Source organism: Paenibacillus sp. cl123 (genome assembly GCF_900101595.1).
Taxonomy (GTDB): domain Bacteria; phylum Bacillota; class Bacilli; order Paenibacillales; family NBRC-103111; genus Paenibacillus_G.
The window spans coordinates 25,005-44,086 of the sequence record NZ_FMYY01000009.1 but is presented as its reverse complement, the minus strand read 5'-3'; the positions used below and the strand labels follow the sequence as shown (position 1 = coordinate 44,086).

Sequence of the window (19,082 nt, the reverse complement as noted above, 5' to 3'; positions counted from 1 at the left end):
TAAGAGCTCCGAACGGCCGTCATTCTGACTGCCGCTGGCGGCTATTTGTGTGCCCGCGACGCCCGAACCCGGCTCTTCCGTGGGCTATTGCAGGCTATTTCCGCATGTGAGATTGCTATAAGTAATTTGCTTGCGGTAGACTACTAGTAGACGAATTTAGCCGATTGCCCGAGTGGAGATGATGGGATGGACAAACTGAAAGGATTTTTTGAAAATTTGACCGTGCGGAGATTTCTGATCCTGCTGCTGATCTGCGTGCTGCTGTTCAGTATCCGGGATATGATGAATCTCGTGCTGCTGACGTTTTTGATCGCGTACATCATGAACAGCTTGCAGCGAACGATCAGCCGCGGGATCAACAGGTACGTGACGATTAACAGCAAGATCATTATTTTGCTGCTGTATGTAGCGCTTATCACGGGCTTTGTGCTGGCTATGGTCAACTATCTGCCCAAGGTGATCGGACAAGTCAAGCAGCTCGCCGATATTCTGATCGGCCTGACGAATATGCCGGCTCCGCAGGATGAGTTTTCCCGGTATATTTATAAAAATGTGAAGGATCTGAATTTGCAGTCCTACGTGAAGCAGGGCTTCGAATATATTCTTCGCATCAGCAACTGGGGGACGACCTTCGTGCTGGCGGTCATTCTCAGCCTGGTCTTCATCCTCGAGAAGTCGAGGGTTGTGGCTTTCACCTCCAGGCTGAAGGAAAGCAAGCTGTCCTGGTTTTACGAGGAGCTTGAGTACTTCGGCAGGAAGTTTATTTTATCGTTCGGCAAGGTCATCGAGGCGCAGGTGCTGATCGCGCTCTTCAATACGCTGTTCACGATCATCGGATTGTGGATACTCGGTTTCCCTTATCTGTTCGCCCTGGCCATCATGATCTTCCTGCTCAGTCTGATTCCTGTGGCGGGCTTCGTTATTTCCCTGCTTCCGCTTTGTGTTATCGCTTATAATATCGGCGGACATATGCTTGTCATCTACGTAGTAGCGATGATCGCCGTCCTGCATTTCCTCGAAGGCTATCTGCTGAATCCGAAGCTGATGTCCTCCAAAATGAATCTGCCCATGTTCTATACCTTCATCGTGCTGCTGTTCTCCGAGCATTACTTGGGCATATGGGGGCTGATCCTCGGGATACCGATCTTCGTCTTCCTGCTCGATATCATCGATGTGGATACGTCCAAGTAGCTGATTTGCATAGCGAGACGAACGTGATTTAAACTAGAGGAGAGGGCGCCGAAGCCGCGCTTTGTGTGCCGGAAGCCAGATGGGAACAACGGTAACAAGGAAGGGACTTAAGGAAACTATGGGAATGAATCAATTGGCTATGTACGAGTTGAAACGATTCAGAGACGAAATCACCCGGTTTATGATGATGTATAAATTTGCGCTCGATGTCATGGAAACCCGGATCGGCATTCTGGTGGAGGAATTCCAATTTCTCCATGAATACAACCCGATCGAGCATACGAAGTCCAGGCTGAAGTCGCCGGAGAGTATTCTGAACAAGCTTTACCGCAAGGGCGGAGAGATGTCCTTTCCGGGCATCCGCGAGCATATCAAGGATATTGCGGGACTGCGGATCACCTGCTCCTTCTTATCCGACATCTATGTGATCAGCGACATGCTGAAAAATCAGCCGGATCTCAACGTGCTGGAGGAGAAGGATTATATCCGCAATCCGAAGCCCAACGGCTACCAGAGCCTGCATTTGCTCATTGAGGTGCCGGTGAACATGTCCGACCGTCAGGAGCGGGTGTGCATCGAGGTGCAGATCCGGACGATTGCGATGGATTTCTGGGCGAGCCTGGAGCACAAGATTTATTATAAGTACAAGCAGGACAACGAACAGGTGCCGTCGCGGCTGCTGGAGGAGCTGAAGGAGGCCGCGCAATCGGCTTATGCGCTGGACCGGCAGATGGAGCGTCTGCACAAGGAAGTGGAGGGCATCAAGGAGGAGCGGTCCGAGGCGGCCAAGGGCGAGGAAAACCGGATCGTGATCAGCAATCAGCAGTTTGCCCTGCCGCAGGCGTTTCTCGATCTGATGGATTCGGGTAAATAAGCTGTATCGGAAGCATGATAAGAGCTGACGGGAGGGTATGGCATGGAGGAGCAATCCAAATACCAGAAGCATTATTCGGCGGACGGATTCTGGGCCAAATTGACGAAGGTTGGCCGGGAAGCGGGCATGAAGGTCGTTTACTGCGGGCTGCTGTTATACTATGCGCTGGAAAGCCCGAAAACCCCGATCAAAGCGAAGGTTCAGATTTACGGCGCGTTAGGCTACTTGATACTGCCGCTCGATGTGGTGCCTGATCTGCTGCCGGCCGTCGGGTATGTCGACGACCTGGGGGCATTGATGCTGGCGCTTGGGGCTGTCACGAAAAGCATAGACAGCAGCGTGAAGCAGAAGGCCTCGCAGAAGCTGAAGGATTTCTTCGGGGAAAAGGCCGCTTCGAGTTCGGAAGTGATCGAGGTCGAGGCGCAGCTGCAGCTGGAGGAGCCGGCCGGTCCGCGCTGAGCGGGCGGACCCGGGGCCCTGGCTTCCGGCCGGCTCAGCTATGGCGAAGCGCGCCGTCCTGCACGAAGAAGCCTGTCTGCACGGCAGACAGGCTTCTTCGTGCGTCCCTTGGGCTGCACCGGCAGCGACGGTTGCTTAGACCGCCGGTGTCGCCTGGTAATCTTCGACGACGAGCTCCAGCGAGCCCGTATCGGGATGGATAAGGAAGCCGTGGACGGGAACGGCTGCCGGCACGAGCGGATGGTTGCGGATGATAGAAACGCTGTGCAAGACGCCCTCTCTTGGACTTTCGAAGCCCTGCAGGAAACGCTCCATCCGAATGCCCGAGTGCTCCAGCGTGGACAGCACCTGATCGGAAATCCCCTGCTGTTTGAACTTGGCGACCATAGCCTTCGCGTCCAGCTTCGTCATCCCGCAGCCGTAATGGCCAATTACGAGCACCTCGCGGGCGCCCATCTCATAGATGGCGACTAAAATACTGCGCATGGCGCTGCCGAAGGGCTGGGTGAGAATCGCACCGGCGTTTTTGATGATTTTGGCGTCCCCGTTGCGCAGATTCAAAGCCTTGGGCAGCAGCTCGACCAGGCGAGTATCCATGCAGGTGAGAATCGCGATTTTTTTATCCGGATACTTGTCGGTCAAGTAGGCTTCATATTCCTTCTGATCCACAAATTGTTTGTTATACGCCATGAGCTCTGAAACTAACGACATCCATAACCGCCTCCCTCTCGAATACGCGTATCATCTATTATTGATGCGTATTCTTCGAGAGTCAACCCAAAATTTGCTTATCCCTCTGTCTCGCTGCCGGCTTCTTCCTGCTCCACATATTGGCTCTGGTCGCTTCCGTAAATATAATCCTTGGTATAATCCATCACGTCTCCGTCGTTTACCTCGATGGCATGCTCGGCTTTGAAGCCTTCATTTTCCTGCTGCTGGTTCATGAATAAACACCTCCTGCTTGCTAGCTTGCCGAGGTGCAAGGGATCTTATGCGTTTATTTGGAAGCCGTACATGCCGTCAGCACCTCGCAATGGCCGTCGTTCGCGGTTATTCCCATCGGGGGAAGGAAATACTTGAGGCATACAGCCGAGTAGCCGAGTGAGGAGCGGGTTTATGACGGCAGAACGAATTGTTTTATGCGCCGTATGGATAATCGTCATCGTGTCATTGGCTGTCTTCGTGCCGCGGCAAAAGCGGCGCGAGGCCGTTATCATTCATTTCGCAGATCAGCTGTTTACCTGGAGTCTCAGTTTATTGCTGGCAGAGCTGGGCTGGAACGAAAACCCGGTGCGGGAATTCGTGAAAGCGGGATCTACCAATTTTACGTTTAACTATGCCCTGTATCCGAGCATGTGCGTGTTCTATTGTCTGAATTACCCGCAGCACCGCCCCTGGCCGATACGTCTGCTGTATTCCGCCTTGTACGCCGGCGCCTATACGCTGTTTGGTGTGCTCGTCGCCCGTTACACGGACCTGATTCATCCGCTGCATTGGAAGTGGCAGATGAATTTTGTGCTGGGGCTGACCGTGTTTTATATGATCTACCGGTATTATCGCTGGTACTTTCGCCTGGCGTCTAGAGGACAGGCGGGTGGAGAGCTATGAACTTGGCCTACTGGACATTGGAGAGATGGCTGCTAATTGCCGTCTATGTCATCTCAGCCGCCGCGCTCCTGAAGATTCACCGGACTCAGCCACGCAAGGTTCAGGCCGTGTTTCTGTTCCAGCAATGCTCGAGCTGGATATTGGGACTGCTCGTCGTGGAGGCCGGACTGCTGGATTATCCGATACGGGAGTTTAGGGTGGCGACGAGGACCAGCTTTGCCTTTGAATTTCTGGTGTTCCCGGTCATCGCCTGTTACGTGAATATGTATTACCCGCGCCAAGCCCGCCCGCTGCTGAAGTTTGGTTATTTCGCCGCGTATGCATCGGGAGGCACGATTCTGGAGTATCTGATTGAGAAATATACGGAACTGATTACTTATACCGGCTGGGCTTGGTACTGGACGTTCCTGTCCGTGATGCTTTCCCTGGGAGCTTCCCGGCTGTTCCTTGTCTGGTTTATGGACCAGGGGAAAAGCCGGGTGCACTAAGCCGGGGGGCAGACAGCTTGGCTGGAGTCGCCCCAACTGGACGGACCAGGCAGGGTTAGACCGGACCGAGCCGGACCGGAGCTTACTGCCTCCTCTCCCCAGGCGGGATCAGAAGCTCCAGGCCGTTCATGTACGGCCGCAAAGCCTGCGGAATCCGGATGGAGCCATCCTCCTGCTGATGATTTTCCAGCAGCGGGATCAGGATACGGGGCGTAGCGACGGCGGTATTGTTCAGCGTATGGCAGCAGCGGAGCTGGCCGTCCTTGCGGTAACGGATTTGAGCCCGCCGCGCCTGGTAGTCCAGCAGGGCGGATGCCGAATGGGTCTCCCCATAGGCCTGCCGGCTTGGCATCCAGGTTTCGATGTCATACTGCTTATAGCTTTTGGCGGACATATCGCCGGCGCAGACAGCCATTACCCGGTAGGGAAGCTCCAGCAGACGGAGCAGGTCCTCCGCATTGCGGGTGATCTCCTGCAGCAAGCGCTCCGACAGCTCCGGGTCGGCCTCGCATAGAATGACCTGCTCGACCTTGGCGAACTGATGCACCCGGTACAGCCCGTGCACATCCTTGCCGGCCGAGCCAACCTCGCTCCGAAAGCAAGTGGAGACGGCGGCAAGCCGAAGCGGCTGCGACAAGTCCACCACTTCCCCGCTGTAGTAAGCGATGAGCGGCACCTCCGACGTGCCGACCAGCCATTTGTCCTCCCCCTTGATCGGAAAAGTCTGATCCTCCCCTGTGGGGAAGAAGCCGGTATTCACCAGCGACTCCGTGCGGGCCATTAGGGGGACTTCAAGCAGTGTAAAGCCGCGGGCGAGCAGCATATCCAGCGCAAGCTGCTGAACGGCACGATGCAGCAGAGCGCCTGCGCCTTGCAGGTAATACTGGCGGCTGCCGGCTGTCCGGACGCCGCGCGGCACATCGATAATCCGGTGCAGATCGCCCAGCGCCATATGATCCCGCGGCTCGAAGCCGAACGAGGGCGGCTCTCCGAACCGCCGGCACTCCACATTATCCGCCTCCGAATAGCCGCGGGGCGTATCGGGGGAGACGGGATTCGGCACAAGCAGCATCAGCTCGCGCAGCCGCCGCTGCGCGGCATCCAGCTCCGACTCCAGCACGGCCAGCCGCCCGTTCACCTCTTTGACCCCATGCTTCAGCTTCTCCGCCTCAACCGTATGACCGCCTCGCAGCTGGGCAGCTATCGCTTCCGAATCCCTGTTTCGCTGCCGGCGCAGCTCCTCGACCTGACGGAGCAGGCGGCGTCTGTCCGCATCCACCGCCAGCAGCTCCCGTATGGCTATGCGTATTCCCTTCTGATCCGCCACTTGTTGAATCTGTTCCTCATGTTCGTGTATCCAATCCAGCTCTAACATGGTTCACCGCTCCTTTTGTCCTGAAATAAGCAAAAAGCGCCCTCATCCACATGGGACGAGGAGCGCTCAGGACTCGCGGTGCCACCCAAATTGACCGGACCCGGCAGGTCCAATCCACTTTGATCCGCGATAACGGGCGGCACCGGTTAACTTAGGGGGAGCGGGCGAGGAAACAAGCTCCTCGCGAGACCCCTTGACGAGAACGCCTCCGAGTTGGATGCTCTTCAACGGCAAATGATCGATCTGAATTTTGTAATAGTATAGCCTGACAGCGGACGGATATGCAAGCCTATAAATTTATCCACAGACTTATACACATAGCTCACAGGCCAAATTCCCTTTATGTGTATAAACTCGAGTAAGGCTATAAACATATCCACAGAAGCTGATATCCACAGGGGATATAGGTCGCCGGTTTCCAGATTTGTTCACATTCGGCGAGGGAACCGCCTGTCTCGGCAGGGAATGAACTGACCGTATCCCCTTGTTCATGATAAGATAAGGAAAGAAGCCCTGACCGTACAGGGGACAGAAATGGATGCGAACCTTTGCGATGAATATATCGGATATGATGGAACAACTCACGGAAGAGAACATGAGGAGCATGCTGCAAAGCTACAGGTCGCTGGGACCTCTGCCCGGCCTCGCGTTGCCTTTCCTCAAATCTTTTATTCCCCCGCTCCCTACTTTACTTATCGTGGGGGTCAATGCGGCCGTATACGGCATGTGGCTCGGGTTTCTTTATTCCTGGATCGGCATGGTAGCCGGCTGCATGGTTACCTTCTGGATTTTGCGCCGGATAGCGGATCACCGCTTCGTCCAGCGCCTGTCGCGCCGGCCCAAGGTCGCCCGGGCGATGGCCTGGATTCGCAAGCATGCGTTCAGCTATGTATTTCTGCTCAGCATCTCGCCTGTCGGCCCCTTCGTCGTGATCAATACAGCCGCCGCCATCGCCCGGATGCGGACACGCTCCTTCCTGCTTGCGATTGCGCTGGGCAAGGGGATCATGGTGTTTGTCGTCTCTTACATCGGTCATGATCCGCAGAGATATATCGAGAATCCGCTTCAGCTGCTGTATATCGTGCTGCTCATCGCGGTGTCGCTGCTCATCAGTCGTAAGGTGGAAGCCCGGTTCGCCCGGGGGGAGGAGCGGGAGCAGGGGGTTCAATAGTCTTCCGGCGAGCGAGGGGAAGACGGCACCCGTGGCATCCAGGCGGCGATGGAGTGGAAAACCCGGCTAGCCGCTCGCGGTTTGCAGCCTGGACGGATATAGGAACCGCAAGGAAAATGTTGTATACTAAGGGGAACGTGCATTCGTCATCGTTCATAACTTGCCCTAGAAAACTGGTGGAGGAGGGTCATTCATGCCGTTCGTCTTTCAGGCTCATGAATATCCGCTTAGCCCTGGTTGTTACCTGATGAAGAACGACTCGGGCCGTATTCTCTATGTCGGCAAATCCAAATGCTTGCGCAACCGGCTGCGCTCCTATTTCCGTCAAACTCACGCCGAGAAGCGGATTCGCCAGCTCGTCGCGGAGATCGCTTCGATCGAGGTCGTGCTCGTCAACAACGAATCCGAAAGCTTGCTGCTGGAAAATAATTTGATCAAAATCCATAAGCCCCCCTATAACCGCGCGCTCAAAAAAGATAACAGCGGATACGCCTACCTCCAGCTGACCTCCGAGAGGCTGCCCCGTCTGGAGGTGTATTACCGCAACCGGAGCAGCCGTCTGCCCCCTCCCGCGCAGGATGGGCTTGCCGGGAAGAAGGCTGCAAGCGGGGCCGGCATCCAGCGGCTTGGGCCATTCAAGAGCAGCCGGTTCCGCGACGCGCTTCTCGAATTCGTCACCGACCACTATGGTTTGCGCACGTGTACGGTTTTGCCCAAGAAGGTTTGCCTGCTGTATCATATCGGCAAGTGCAGCGGAGTCTGCGAAGGTCTCATCTCCGAGGAGGAGTACCGGGAGAGGGTTCGGCAGGCCGCCGGGCTGCTCGCTCATCAGGGCGAGGCGCTGATCGGGGCGATGAGCGAGCGAATGACCTGGTACGCGGAGCGTCTGGAGTTCGAGAAGGCTCAGAACATGCTGAGCCATATCCGCAATCTGCAGAAGGTGCCGGACAAGCAGATTGTGGATCGCGAAGGCGAGCTGGATCAGGATGTGCTGTATTTCGGCGAGAGCGGGGTGATGGTCGCCAAGGTGCAGCAGGGGATGCTGCGCGACTTTCAGCTCTATGAGCTGACCGCGGGATGGCAGGAGACGGCCTGCGACCGATTCTTGGTGGAGCGCTATGCGGACAATCCTCCCCATGAGCTGATCGTGAATCAGGTCGGCGATCCCGGCTTCGTGAAATCTTCTCTGCGCAGGCGGGGAGTACGGAGGAGCCCGGTTATTACCCGTCCGAAGCGGGGGCTCAAATATGATCTGCTGCTGCTGTGCAAGCAAAATTACGAGTACCGGATGAGCCGAGCCGCTCGGAATGAAGACGAGCAAGGCTAGCCGTGACGAAGGCGAGTGGAGCAAGCCCGTGGCGGAAGTGAGTGGAGCAAGCCATGGCGGAAGCGCACAGAGCTAGCCGTGATGAATGCAGAAGAAGGACCTGCCCGATTGCCGGGCAGGTCCTTCTTGATCGTATGGCTATATCGGCGCGGCCCAGACCGGCTGGCGCCAGCGCATATTTCGGCCGGGGCGCCGGGCTTGTCCTGCGCTGGCCGGGTTGTTAAGCGCCGATGCGGACAAGCTCCGCTTGCGCGTTCTCCGGGGCCGCTTAATGCCGTCGCGCCAGCCCGTCCTCTTCCAGGGTACGGTCGCGATTGCGGTCGATCTTGCCATCGAGGCGGTCAACCGCATCCAGCGTGGAATCTACGGCATGGCGAGCCGTTTCCTTGGTCTTGTCCCAAGCGCGCTCAAGCGGACCGTCCGCATCGCGGGCCGCGCTTACATCGGCTTCCGGGTAAGGGTACCGGCTCTCGTTCAGCGAGCGGTGAGTCCGGAACGTTTCGATCGCTCGGGAATCGCGCTCGGCATTCGATTCGACCAAGACCAGGATTTTGCCTTGTTGGACGTAATCATCATAGGTGCGAGCCTCGTCCTCCGGAATGCCTAGGCCGATCAGGCCGCCGACGATTCCCCCCGCGCCGGCTCCGACTGCGGCGCCGGCGAGCGTTGCCGCGATCGGTCCGGCTGCGAGGATAGGGCCGATCGCCGGGATCGCCAGCGCGCCGATACCGGCAAGCAGCCCGGTAACGCCGCCGACCATGCCGCCCGTAGCCGCGCCGGTCATTGCGCCGGTTTCTACATTTGTTCCGGTATCGGAAGAGATTGTATCGAGATCGCCGCGGTTTTTCCCGATGACGGAAATATCTTCACTGCGATATCCTTCACTTTTCAACTGTTCAATAACGCGAATCGCTTCTTCTTCATTGTTGAATACACCGACAATTTGTTTGCTCATTCGAATAACCTCCCAAAATAAGTAGTGGGTGCTTTATTCTGTAGCAACCCTGTCTTGCTTATGAATTACTTAACCTTCGGCCTCTCTCTCTAAACAAGACGGCGCCGGGAAGCGGAAGGCCGTTGCCGGCGATAAGACGTGTTCTTTCACGCGGGACTTAGGTATAATGGGACGAGGCATGGGGAGCAGGGGCCTGTTAAGCTGGCGTCATAACTGGACCAAAGGAGGGTCTGAATTCCGTTCGGAGGTCCAAAGCTGCGGGAAGCGGCGATTGGTATACTGTGTCTATACAGGCCGACACGGTCAACGCCAACCACGGTAAAAGGAATGGAGAGGTCATACATGAAAAAAAGCTTTGGTTATATATTGATCGCAGCGGGGGTCCTCATCGCGTTGTTCGTATTGAACCCGGTGCGGTTATGGTCCGGAGGGGACTTCCTGTTCAGGGCCAAGGACATTCAGCAGGAGCAGTCGCTGGATGCCAGCCGTGTCCGCACCGTACGCGTGGAGTCGGGAAGCACGGAGCTGGAGATAGTGCCAGGCAGCTCGGATCAGATCCGGGTATGGCTCAGCGGCAAGGCGAGCGCGAAGTTTGCGGACGGCTTGAAGCTTAAGGTCGAGCCGGAAGGCGACACGGCCCGCATCTCGGTGGATGTTCCTGACGATGTCGGCGTCGGCATCCAGCGGCTGGATTTGGAGCTTCGGGTAGAGGTTCCGGAGACGGGCTTGAAGCTGCTGAACGTCGAAAGCTCCAGCGGCGATGTGCAGCTTGAACGAATAAATGCGGATCAGCTGCAGATTCGAGCGAGCAGCGGCAACATTCATCTGGAGCAGTTGAAGGGGGAGAAGGTCTTGGCCAACGCCTCGAGCGGCAATGTGCAAGCCGTCGATATCCAGGCGACAACCATTGATCTGCAGACGCGTTCCGGCAATCTGTACGCAGAGGATTATAAGGCTGCGGAGCTGAAATTCGAGACCACGAGCGGCGATGTGAAGCTGGAGGACGGTCAGGCGATCGTTTCCGGACATACCGATTCCGGCAGGATTCGGCTGGAGGCGGACGAATTAACGCGCAATACGGATCTGAAGGGATCGAGCGGCGACGTCATCGTGGCGCTGTCGCAGCAGCCGAAGTCCCTGAAGCTGGACTATCGCGGCGGCTCCGGCGAAGGAAAAGTGGAGTGGGAGGGCATGTCTTACACGATCAAGCAGGAGGAAGGCAAGCGGATCGAAGGAAGTTTCGGATCAGGGGACATCAAGCTGAATGTCCGCACGAACTCAGGCGAATTCCGTCTGGAGAAGCGTTAGGCCCACAAGCGGCTCCGGTGAGAACGGCGCGAAGCGCCGCCTCAGCGTCGGAGCCGCTTTTCTGCTGTGGGCGAACACCCGGAGGGGACGCAAAAAGCACCAACCGGCGTCGGTTGGTGCTGAAAGCTTGGGGCCATGCCGCCTAATGCTTCTTCAGTACCGGAAGCAGCTTGGAGCCCTGTACCATAGCTGAGCTGCAAATTGGACAAAGCGGATCTTGCTCAAACGAGAAGCTGTCTCTCATCCAGCAGGAACAGCCCGCCTGGCTGCACGACCAGATAGGGGTTTCTTCCTGTGGAGTCGGTTCTGCGGATTTTTTGGAAAAATACATCGCACATTCCTCCTTGTCTTCTCAGCCGGCTAAAGTAAGCTAGAAAAAGCGAAAAAGAACCGTCCCGTCTGGCACGGTTCTTTCGTCATGAACGTCGGATTACAGCTTGATGACGTTCTCGGCTTGCGGGCCGCGGTTGCCTTGTACAATGTTGAATTGTACGCGTTGACCTTCGTCCAGGGACTTGAAGCCGTCGCCTTGGATCGCGCTGAAGTGAACGAATACATCTTTGCCGCCTTCAACTTCAATGAAGCCGAAGCCTTTCTCTGCGTTAAACCATTTCACTGTTCCTGTTTCCATCTTGTAGTTCCTCCTAAATGTTAGTGCCGTATGTAGAAAAAAAGTCACATCCGGTTCAGGTATTCCTTCATGAAGTGAACACCCTAATTAAGATGTGAACTTATGGCTTCATCTATACGAATAATTTGATTATACCATGTAAGAATGTTCATAGCAATGCCAAGCTGTACCAGCAGTGGAATAATCAAACTGCGGGAGCTGGAAGAAGCGGAGAGAATATGGTTTGCGACAATATGTAGCCGGTCCTGCGCGAACGGTGTATACTTGAAGAGAACGGCAAGCTACAGGGAAGCGTGCCGGGGCATGCGCCAGGTCATGATCCGAGGCTGAGGGTGCTGATTTTTTATCCCATCCGGGGTAAGCCGACATTTGAAGAAAGGTTGGAGAATAGATGAAAGCATGGGGAATCGCGATTCTCTGCGCGCTGTTGTTCGCAGGTATCGCATGGTGGGCTCCGATGGAAGGAACGACGGCGCTGGATCGTACGGTAAAGGAGACGCTGGGCGGACAAGCGGGAGCGAATCCAAGCGCTATGCTGCTGGCTGTGAACGGTCTCGGCTCCACGGCGGTTTTCGCAGCAGTCACGCTGATTGGAGCTTTGCTCGCGTGGCTGATGCGCTTTCGCAAGGAGGCGATGGCGATCATCGGAACCGTTGTGCTGGCTTTGCTTGTTAATACAGGCTTGAAGGCGCTATTCGAGCGCGCAAGACCGACTCACGAGGGCTGGATAACGGTGGACGGGTACAGCTTCCCGAGCGGGAACTCGATGGTTGGCATGGCCCTTTACGGGATCTTGATTGTCGTGGTGTGGAATTGCGCGCGCTCCGGCTGGGCGCGCTGGACTGCGGTGTTGGCCGGCGCCTTGCTGATCGTTCTGATCGGCTACAGCCGCCTTTATTTCGGCGTACATTATGCGACGGACATTCTTGCCGGCTATGCAGCCGGATTATGCTGTGTCGCCGCGATGACCGGCGCCTTCAATCTCTCGGGAAGCACATACAGCCGGCGCCGACGGCGTTCATACCCGTCCTTTCCTTGAATGAGGGCTGCACGTTCGCTCGGACCGGGCGGGAGTTTCTGCGGGCCGGGCGGCATGAGCGGCCGGATTCCCAAGGCAGCATTCGTATACGGCAAAAACTCGATCGGGCAACCGCCCGATCGAGTTTTTTGCCGTGAGCTTATCAGAATGCGCATAAGCGGCGCCAAGCGGGCTCATCGGCGATATCGCTATGCCCGGGGATTTAAGGCAAGTAGCGGCCGAAGTCGACCGGATGCCCGTCTACGCGGGGCAGCGGCTGTCCGGATGCATCAAGCTGCAGCGACAGCTTCCGGCCGTCTGTGCTCGTGTAGGTCACGGAGAGCTCTCCTTGTGTCGTGAAAACAGGAAGGCTGGCGCTCCGCCCGGCGACGAAGGCGTCGAAGGAAGCGAGGCCCCGGCTGCGAGCCGTAGCGGCATCCAGCGCTTCGAGAACAACTCCGTTCGGCTTGCCTTCGCTGACGATACTTAGCCGGTCTTCCAGCTCATACAGACGGAACGGCTGCAGCAGGTGAACGGCCACGTACACATCCGCGCAGCGGCCAAACAGCGACTGGCCGTCTTGCTTCCATTCGCCAAGAGGCAGCACGCCTACTACCCGGCCCTGCTCTTCATCCGGTATCGGATACAGCGCGCATACGACATTGCGGTCGAGCAGCACCTCGGAGAAGCCGCTCTGATGACGGGGGTCGAACGCCCCGGCTTCATCTCCGTCCGCAGAGACAGCGGGATGGAAGAAATAAGCCTGGTTGACGCTATGAGGCGCAACCGTATCCAGCGGCAGCGTCATATCCCAGCGGTGCTGCTCGTTGTCGAATTCCTGCACGCGCTCCCAGATGCCCCCGACCGCATACTTCGAAGTCACATAGGCATAGCTGTGAAGCTTGCTCTCCGGCTCTTGGGCGGACCGTGGAATGGCCCGGGCGACCTCTACAGACTGAGAGCGGTCGAGTGCTACGCGAAGAGCCTCCTCCGGAGCGGGGTAATAAAGGAAGCCTGCGTACTCGGTCCGCGGCATAGCTTCAGGCAACCGGAAGTCGCCGAACTGCACATAATCGAACAGCACATTGCCGTCCCGGGGAATATCATGCGGCCAGCCGCGGGACTGGGCTCCAACCCAGGTTCCGTTCAGGTAAAAGCGGGCCCGCTCCAGCCACAGATAGTCGAGCAGCTCGGCCAGCTGCTGCTTGACGGAGGTATCGTCCAGCAGCTCCCAGGCGCAAGTGAATGCTTGGACCCAATGCCAGAACCAGGGCAGCGCGCCGTATTCGACCATGCCGTAGCGGCGGACGAAAGCCAAGGTCGCTTCCAGCGAGCGAATGCCGTCCTCCAGCAGGGCGCTGTCTTCGTACCTGCTGCCGAAGATCAGCTTGGCTGCGGTATATTTGGCTTCATGGTGATGGAAATGCTCCATCGGCACCCGGTAGAACCCGCTCCGGTACACATGCTCAAGCGCCGTCTCGAAGGCCGCGCGCAGCTCCTGATCGAGTCCGGAGCCGTACCGCTCGTAGAAGTAAACCATCAGGCTGCCCATCAGCTCGACCGGCAGCACATGAGGCTTGGCCTCCCGCGGGGTAGGACGCAGACCCAGCGGCCAATGGCCGTATTTGCCGCTGGCGGGGTCCTGATCCTGGAGACGCATCACAGCGAGGAGGACGGAGGAGGCGCGCCTTCCGGCTTCTTCGCGGCTGATCGGAAGCTCTACACTCGGCTCCAGGGTCGCGGCGTAAAGATAGGAGGCATAATAGAAGTTATTGCGAATATCGTCGAGAAACCATAATCCGTCTCCTGCATCTGGAAGCGAGCTTGCCTTCAGGGCGATCTGGCGCAGGATGGCAAGCTGTCGGTTTTTATATGAAGCGGTTGTCATAAGCTCCTCCTTTAAACGTTTCAACTCTCGTTATCATTGTACCTGATTTGCTGTATACAGGTAAACGGGAAACAGGCGGAGAAGCGCTGCCCGGATCAGCAAGCCCGATTAGAGAGCCTCCGTAGGCCGAGGCCGACAGAGGCCGGATCATGCTGCATCCCGGGAAAAAGGAGAAGGGGCCGGAGGCTAATAATAATGCCGCATCTCCTCGGGAACGCCGTTGCGCGCGCATACCTGTGAGGCCGTTTCTCCCGGCTCAGGCTTGTCCCCTGCGGTCAGCAGGCGGACGGCGAACACATTGGCCTGCCGCTCGAACTTGCCGGGGTGGATAAACGTATGTTCCTCTACGAAAAATCGGCTGATTCCCTTGTGAAGCCGATCATGACCAAGCTCATGCGCGCAGACGAACCGCTTCCACTCGTCGGTCAGCTTGTCATGAATTACGATGAAGCGGCGGCGCAGCTTACGGTAGTAGATGCCGCGCGTCTGCTCGCCCAGATCGTGATACCTGATATGAATGCCCAGCTCCTGCGCGAGCCGGAACGGACAGTTGGTCTGGTGCCGCTTAACCAGCCGTTGAATGATATCCTCCATGAACCCACGCTCCAATGCGTTGATAAGTAGACCCGGCACCTAGCGGGCTGCGTCGCTTTTCGGATCGGTAACCTTTTTGCGTTTATTCATCTGCTTCGCTTCCCAGAACAGACCCGTGAGCACATCGAGCACACGCTGGCGGTCCTTCTCGCTCATCGGGATTCCGTCGAACATGACCTCGCCGTCCTCCTCCAGCATACGCTTGAAGTCCCGCTTGTCTTTGGATGTGGCCCAGGCTGGGGCGGTATGGCCCGGCAGCGGGTCCGACATGCTTCGGCCGAGCAAATAATCGGTCGTTGTGTGCAAAATATCGGCAATGCGCTGCAAATCTTCGCTGGAAGGGATTACGCGGTCATTTTCAATATGACCGAAGTTGGAGCGTCCCATGCCGAGCTGTTCGGCAATGTCAAGCTGTGTAAGGTCGTACTTTTTCCGCAGATCGCGGATCCGGCTGCCCAGTGACATGGCTGTATCCTCCTGTACTTGCAAAATGGTATTTAAAATACTTGACGGTAGTATGGATACCTTATATAATGAGGAACAAATACTGGAAAAAGATGAACCTCGGCATTGCCTGGGAAACGAGGGTATTTAAAATCTCCTTAAGTATAGTTGGTAGCGACAATACTGTCAATGCTCTAGTGAGGCGACAAATATCGGGAATAGGGCTTGTAGATGAAAGGTAGGACAAATACATCAAAAAGGGTATTTTAAATACCCGGAAAAGAGGAAAATCCATGAACACATCCATCGTCGATACGCAGATGACGCCGCGAAAAGCGACCACTCACCATTGGGTCGTATTAAAGCTGAAAAATTATAAGCGGTTGGTCGGGCGCATGAAATTTCTGGAAAAGCATCCGGTCGGCAATGGTTATTCGCTCAGCTCCATCCAGCAGGATGACAAGCTCCAGGAGCTGCATCGCCAATTGCGGGGGATGCCGTCCTCCATGTACTTGACGGAGCGTGAGCAGCGGATTGAAGCCGTGGCCCAGACGTATCTCGAGCGTCATCCGCTCGGTACGAAAAGCCAGCTGCGCGAGGTTCGGGGGCTGCAGGGCAAAAATACGCAGGACGAGCGTCTGCTCCGGGAGCTGGAGGGCAAAATTCAGAAAGTGCTGGAGGCGAGAGTCGGTTATACGGCGGATAGCGGAGGCATCCAGGGCGTCATCGACCGGGTCAGCGAGCTGCAGGATTTGCAAAGGGAGATCGAGCTGATCGACCGGTCGCTCGACATGCTCGGCGAGTACAAGCCGGAGTACAGCCGGCTGCTTCGCCTGCGCTATGTGGAAGGCCGCTCCGTAGACGAGGTGGCCGGGGAATTTTGTATCGCGCGCAAGACGTTCGACCGGTGGAGGGCGAAGGCCGTGGAGGAATATGCCAGGCTGGCGGGCGAGTGACGAGTGAATGAGTGGGTGACGAAGCGGAAACGGCCGGGATTAGCCGACGCTTGTCGAAGAACCGCGGGCTGGCAGGCTGCCGATGGGCAAGCTGACCGGCAGAACCTGCCAGCAAACAGCCGGTCGGCGGATTCCTCCGGGAGCGGGAGGGGTCGCCGCCAGCTCGAGAAGCTGCGCCCGTCCCGGTGAGCGCCGCTGTCCGGAACGCTCTGCCCCGCAGAAAGCCGTCAGTCCGCCGACTGGGGAAATTGCAGAGTGACGGCCGTACCGTAGCCAGGCTTGCTTACAAGCCTAATGCGGGCATCGGCGCCGTATTGCAGCAGCAGACGTTTATTTGTATTCGTCAGCCCGACATGTCCGGTAAGCTCCGTCTCCTCCTGCAGGGCGGAGCGAAGTTTTTCCAGCCGTTCGGAGCCGATACCTGGCCCGTCGTCGATGACAGTTACCTTCAGCATACCGCCGGCGACTCGTGCTTTCACCTTCAGACGGAGGAACGGGCGGCTCTCCATGCCGTATTGAATGCTGTTTTCGATAAGCGGCTGGATGCTCAGCTTCAGCACCCCGCAGCCGTAAGCGGCCTCCGGAATATCCCAGATGACCTCGATGCGGTCCTTGTACCGCAGCCTTTGGATGTCGACATAGCTACGGATATGGGCAATTTCTTCCTTCAAGGACACCGATTTGACGGAGCTGTCCAGCGCATACTGGAGAATATCCGAGAGCAGCGCAATCATCTGGCAGCCAACATTGTCCGACTTGGTCAGCTGGAACGTTTTCCAGTAGATGGAGTTGAGCGTGTTGTACAGAAAATGCGGATTGATCTGCGATTGCAGAGCCTTGAATTCGAACGCCTGCATTTTGTACAGCCTCTCGGACAGCTGCACCTGCAGATACTTCTGCTCCACGAACGTCTCCACGATGTTCATCATGATGAATTCGTAGATATCCCGGACGCCCCGGGGCATATGCTGGACTGGAGCGGCAGAGTCGGCTGACTCCAGAATCTGAATGATGCTGCCGAGCTGCCGGTAATTCTGGCGCGTAAGCAGCCAGGCGAGGGCGGCGCAGAGCAGCAGGCTGGCAAAGGCCAACGTACAGGTGGCGACGATCAGCGTCACCGGCAGCTTGTACATCGCTGAGCGCGGAACGATAGAAATCAGGTTCCAGTTCAGTCTCGGCGTCTTTTTCACGGTCACATGGAAGCTTCCCTCATCCGCTTGTACGATGCGTTCATCCGCAGGCAGGGGGATGGCGGGCAGCAATTCCTCATGGATCGTCCCGCCGGATTGCATGATCAGCTGATCCCGGGCATCGGTAATAAGGAAGGAGCTTTGGGGCAGCTCGCTCAGCCCTTCGTACGTCTTCTCGAAATAATCGGGCAGCATGTTCACGACGATGACGCCTCCTTCCCGGACCGCGTTTCGCGGCGACAGCCGTTTGTACAGGCTGACCACCCGGGTCGGCTGCTTCTCGAAGGCATACTGGCGGATGTCGCGGACCTCGGTCGCAATCTCATTCGAATCGGTCAGCGCGCGGTACCCCCCGAACCAGGCTTGATCGTAGAAGGTATCCAGCTTGACAAGCCCTTCCCGCGAGCTGAGGAAGCGGCCCTGGTCGTTCTCCGAGTATATATAAATGGAGTGAATGTAGGGTTTGGAATTGGCGGGCACATCGATAATATTTTTCAGATAAAACAGCGCCTCCAGATTTTCATACGACTGCGTATCCGTGGAAAGCAGGCTGCTTAGCCGCATCGAAATTTTCGCGTCCTTGTCGAAGGACAGGCTGAGCGAATCTACCTCGGCCGCGATAATCTGGATCAGCTCGTTATACTGGTTCAGCATCGTCTCATGCTTGCGTTCGGCGTCCAGCCGAATATACCGGTCCGAGATGAAGATCGACATGGAGCCTAGGAGCAGCAGCGGGATAAGGCAGGGCAGCAGCATGCTGAAAAGATTGCGTGCAAAAAATTTGCGCTTCAGCGACGGGATGCGAATATGCCTCTTGTAATCGTTATTCATGCTTGTACTGCCCCGGTGTTTTGCCGAAGTATTGCTTGAAGGAACGGATGAAGTTTTTCGGATTGACATAGCCGACCCGTTCGCTGATCTCGTACGTTTTCAACCGGCCCTGCTTCAGCAGCCGGGCCGCATTGCGCATGCGGGCTTCCAGCACAAGCTCGGAGAAATTGCGTCCGGTCTTTTTCTTGTAATACGAGCTGATATAGCTGGCATTCATATGGACGAGCTCGGCTGCTTCCTGCAGGGTAGCGGTCTGGTAATGCTCGTTCACATATGCGCTGATCCGGACAATCACCGGGTCTTCCGCTTCCGCCAAAGCCGCAGGCGCAACCGCTTCCGACTTGGCTGATACTGCGGCGGACAGGGCTGCCGCGTCCTCCAGTTCCCGGCGCAGCTCCGAGAATACCTCCACCATGTCCTTGTAAGTCGCCGGCTTGACCATATAATGACGTACGCCGTACTGCATGGCCTGACGGGCGTATTCGAATTCGCGGTATGCGCTAAGCAGGATGACGCGTACGGGAAGCTGTCGCTCGGAGAGACTGCGGCACAGCTCCAGGCCGGTCATACCGGGCATGCGTATATCGCAGAGCACGGCGTCCACCGGCTGCTCCAGCATATACTGAAGCGCTTCCAAACCGTTGCTGGCCAGCTGCACAATAATGAAGCCGACGGATTCCCACGGGAAGCAGTGACATAACGTATCCCGTGTGTCATGCTCGTCATCCACAACGAGTAGCTTGAACATAGGCTCCCTCCTTTCCCCGTCAGTAT

General features: G+C 56.8%; 21 protein-coding genes. 10 read left to right on the top strand and 11 right to left on the bottom strand.

All coding sequences use genetic code 11. The features are described 5' to 3' along the window. Nucleotides 1-186: 186 nt before the first annotated feature. The 3 genes from BLR08_RS16205 to BLR08_RS16195 all read left to right on the top strand — a co-directional run bounded on the left by BLR08_RS16205 (nucleotide 187) and on the right by BLR08_RS16195 (nucleotide 2,524). Complete coding sequence (locus BLR08_RS16205) at nucleotides 187-1,191, top strand: AI-2E family transporter (RefSeq protein WP_072332848.1); 1,005 nt, start codon at nucleotides 187-189, stop codon at nucleotides 1,189-1,191. A gap of 124 nt (nucleotides 1,192-1,315) precedes the next feature. Further along, nucleotides 1,316-2,065: a GTP pyrophosphokinase gene (locus BLR08_RS16200; protein ID WP_072332851.1), complete on the top strand. Its 750-nt coding sequence runs from the start codon at nucleotides 1,316-1,318 to the stop codon at nucleotides 2,063-2,065. Nucleotides 2,066-2,107: 42 nt separating this feature from the next. Further along, nucleotides 2,108-2,524 (top strand): YkvA family protein, encoded by a 417-nt coding sequence (locus tag BLR08_RS16195; RefSeq protein ID WP_072332854.1) that lies wholly within the window; start codon nucleotides 2,108-2,110, stop codon nucleotides 2,522-2,524. 135 nt (nucleotides 2,525-2,659) lie between these two features. On the opposite strand, the gene BLR08_RS16190 is transcribed toward BLR08_RS16195, so the two are convergent. Beyond that, nucleotides 2,660-3,235 carry a beta-class carbonic anhydrase gene (locus BLR08_RS16190; protein WP_072332858.1) on the bottom strand — a complete coding sequence of 192 codons (576 nt, stop codon included), beginning with the start codon at nucleotides 3,233-3,235 and terminating at the stop codon, nucleotides 2,660-2,662. 77 nt (nucleotides 3,236-3,312) lie between these two features. Beyond that, nucleotides 3,313-3,468, bottom strand: coding sequence for a hypothetical protein (locus tag BLR08_RS31175; RefSeq protein WP_176835536.1), 156 nt, complete (start codon nucleotides 3,466-3,468; stop codon nucleotides 3,313-3,315). 172 nt (nucleotides 3,469-3,640) lie between these two features. Between BLR08_RS31175 and BLR08_RS16185 the strand changes: the two genes are divergently transcribed. Continuing rightward, nucleotides 3,641-4,132 (top strand): CBO0543 family protein, encoded by a 492-nt coding sequence (locus tag BLR08_RS16185; protein WP_072332861.1) that lies wholly within the window; start codon nucleotides 3,641-3,643, stop codon nucleotides 4,130-4,132. Then, nucleotides 4,129-4,620, top strand: coding sequence for a CBO0543 family protein (locus BLR08_RS16180; RefSeq protein ID WP_072332865.1), 492 nt, complete (start codon nucleotides 4,129-4,131; stop codon nucleotides 4,618-4,620). The genes BLR08_RS16185 and BLR08_RS16180 overlap by 4 nt, the downstream gene beginning before the upstream one ends. A gap of 82 nt (nucleotides 4,621-4,702) precedes the next feature. On the opposite strand, the gene serS is transcribed toward BLR08_RS16180, so the two are convergent. Then, nucleotides 4,703-5,995 (bottom strand): serine--tRNA ligase, encoded by a 1,293-nt coding sequence (gene serS / locus BLR08_RS16175; RefSeq protein WP_072332868.1) that lies wholly within the window; start codon nucleotides 5,993-5,995, stop codon nucleotides 4,703-4,705. A 553-nt stretch (nucleotides 5,996-6,548) separates the two neighbouring features. Between serS and BLR08_RS16170 the strand changes: the two genes are divergently transcribed. After that, nucleotides 6,549-7,166, top strand: coding sequence for a TVP38/TMEM64 family protein (locus BLR08_RS16170; RefSeq protein ID WP_072333015.1), 618 nt, complete (start codon nucleotides 6,549-6,551; stop codon nucleotides 7,164-7,166). Between the two features lie 193 nt (nucleotides 7,167-7,359). Further along, nucleotides 7,360-8,493 carry a GIY-YIG nuclease family protein gene (locus BLR08_RS16165; protein WP_072332871.1) on the top strand — a complete coding sequence of 378 codons (1,134 nt, stop codon included), beginning with the start codon at nucleotides 7,360-7,362 and terminating at the stop codon, nucleotides 8,491-8,493. A gap of 268 nt (nucleotides 8,494-8,761) precedes the next feature. On the opposite strand, the gene BLR08_RS16160 is transcribed toward BLR08_RS16165, so the two are convergent. Next, nucleotides 8,762-9,448, bottom strand: coding sequence for a general stress protein (locus BLR08_RS16160; RefSeq protein WP_072332874.1), 687 nt, complete (start codon nucleotides 9,446-9,448; stop codon nucleotides 8,762-8,764). Between the two features lie 342 nt (nucleotides 9,449-9,790). Here BLR08_RS16160 and BLR08_RS16155 point away from each other — a divergent pair, with 342 nt between their 5' ends. After that, nucleotides 9,791-10,756 carry a DUF4097 family beta strand repeat-containing protein gene (locus tag BLR08_RS16155; protein ID WP_072332877.1) on the top strand — a complete coding sequence of 322 codons (966 nt, stop codon included), beginning with the start codon at nucleotides 9,791-9,793 and terminating at the stop codon, nucleotides 10,754-10,756. Nucleotides 10,757-10,898: 142 nt separating this feature from the next. Here the strand turns inward: BLR08_RS16155 and BLR08_RS16150 are convergent, their stop codons facing one another. Together BLR08_RS16150 and BLR08_RS16145 are read right to left on the bottom strand one after the other, a co-directional pair. Next, complete coding sequence (locus BLR08_RS16150; protein WP_072332880.1) at nucleotides 10,899-11,087, bottom strand: cold-shock protein; 189 nt, start codon at nucleotides 11,085-11,087, stop codon at nucleotides 10,899-10,901. A 99-nt stretch (nucleotides 11,088-11,186) separates the two neighbouring features. Beyond that, a complete protein-coding gene (locus tag BLR08_RS16145; RefSeq protein ID WP_072332883.1) occupies nucleotides 11,187-11,387 on the bottom strand; it encodes a cold-shock protein in 201 nt (66 codons plus the stop codon). Nucleotides 11,388-11,778: 391 nt separating this feature from the next. On the opposite strand from BLR08_RS16145, the gene BLR08_RS16140 reads away from it, so the two are divergent. Beyond that, a complete protein-coding gene (locus tag BLR08_RS16140) occupies nucleotides 11,779-12,426 on the top strand; it encodes a phosphatase PAP2 family protein (RefSeq protein WP_072332886.1) in 648 nt (215 codons plus the stop codon). 202 nt (nucleotides 12,427-12,628) lie between these two features. Here the strand turns inward: BLR08_RS16140 and BLR08_RS16135 are convergent, their stop codons facing one another. From BLR08_RS16135 to BLR08_RS16125, 3 genes are all read right to left on the bottom strand, one after another. After that, nucleotides 12,629-14,293: a hypothetical protein gene (locus BLR08_RS16135; protein ID WP_072332889.1), complete on the bottom strand. Its 1,665-nt coding sequence runs from the start codon at nucleotides 14,291-14,293 to the stop codon at nucleotides 12,629-12,631. A 186-nt stretch (nucleotides 14,294-14,479) separates the two neighbouring features. Continuing rightward, nucleotides 14,480-14,887, bottom strand: a complete 408-nt coding sequence (locus tag BLR08_RS16130; RefSeq protein WP_072332892.1) for an ImmA/IrrE family metallo-endopeptidase — start codon at nucleotides 14,885-14,887, stop codon at nucleotides 14,480-14,482. Between the two features lie 39 nt (nucleotides 14,888-14,926). Further along, entirely contained in the window at nucleotides 14,927-15,352 is a 426-nt protein-coding gene (locus tag BLR08_RS16125) for a helix-turn-helix domain-containing protein (RefSeq protein WP_072332895.1), read from the bottom strand. A 272-nt stretch (nucleotides 15,353-15,624) separates the two neighbouring features. Here BLR08_RS16125 and BLR08_RS16120 point away from each other — a divergent pair, with 272 nt between their 5' ends. Then, nucleotides 15,625-16,287, top strand: coding sequence for an ECF-type sigma factor (locus tag BLR08_RS16120; protein WP_256257700.1), 663 nt, complete (start codon nucleotides 15,625-15,627; stop codon nucleotides 16,285-16,287). 227 nt (nucleotides 16,288-16,514) lie between these two features. On the opposite strand, the gene BLR08_RS16115 is transcribed toward BLR08_RS16120, so the two are convergent. Next, entirely contained in the window at nucleotides 16,515-18,308 is a 1,794-nt protein-coding gene (locus BLR08_RS16115) for a sensor histidine kinase (RefSeq protein ID WP_072332898.1), read from the bottom strand. Continuing rightward, nucleotides 18,301-19,056, bottom strand: a complete 756-nt coding sequence (locus tag BLR08_RS16110) for a response regulator transcription factor (RefSeq protein WP_072332901.1) — start codon at nucleotides 19,054-19,056, stop codon at nucleotides 18,301-18,303. Before BLR08_RS16110 ends, BLR08_RS16115 begins: the two co-directional genes overlap by 8 nt. Nucleotides 19,057-19,082: the final 26 nt, after the last annotated feature.